At 67.3% G+C, this 594-nt stretch carries 1 pseudogene; it reads left to right on the top strand.

Annotated features, from left to right (window positions below):
* Window positions 1-513, top strand: a pseudogene (locus OR16_RS38105) (sigma-54-dependent Fis family transcriptional regulator); the annotation flags it as partial.
* Window positions 514-594 lie beyond the last annotated feature (81 nt).

The following is a 594-nucleotide window of genomic DNA, read 5'->3' as shown; positions in this document are numbered from 1 at the left end:
CCGCTGCGCGAGCGGCGCGACGAAATCGCCTTGCTGGTAGCGTATTTCGGCGACGAGGCCGCCGGCGCGTTAAAGCGCCGCCCCATCAAGCTGACCCCACGCCTGCGCGACTTCCTGATGAATTACGCCTATCCCGGCAACATCCGTGAGTTGCGCAACCTGATGTACCGGACCTCTTGCCTCGCCGGCGACACAGCCGATCTCGAGCATCTTCCGCAGGACCTGCGGCCCAAGCCATCGGCGCCGGCGCTGGTGGCCAGCGGCGGCGGGGCACCGGTCGTGGTGGATGCGTCCACGGCCACCTCGCTGAGCGAAGCCAAGCGCGCCGCCAGCGATGAAGCCGAACGCGCATTTATCGAGCGGGGGCTGCAGGAAGTCGGCGGCACGGTGGCGGAGCTGGCCAGGCGCTTTGACATGAATCGCTCACACCTGCAGATGCTGCTGAAGAAGCACGGCATCCACTCCAAGGATTTCCGCAACCAGGGCGCGGCCCAGGGCGGCAAGGCGCGGTGAGCCGCACAGGCTACAGCGCGGGATTCACCATGGTCTTGTCCGAGGCATAGAGGTCCTCCGCGCGCGCCACCACCGCCGAGA

This window comes from Cupriavidus basilensis OR16, from assembly GCF_000243095.1.
Classification (GTDB): Bacteria; Pseudomonadota; Gammaproteobacteria; order Burkholderiales; family Burkholderiaceae; genus Cupriavidus; species Cupriavidus basilensis_D.
This window is presented reverse-complemented; position numbering and strand designations above follow the sequence as displayed.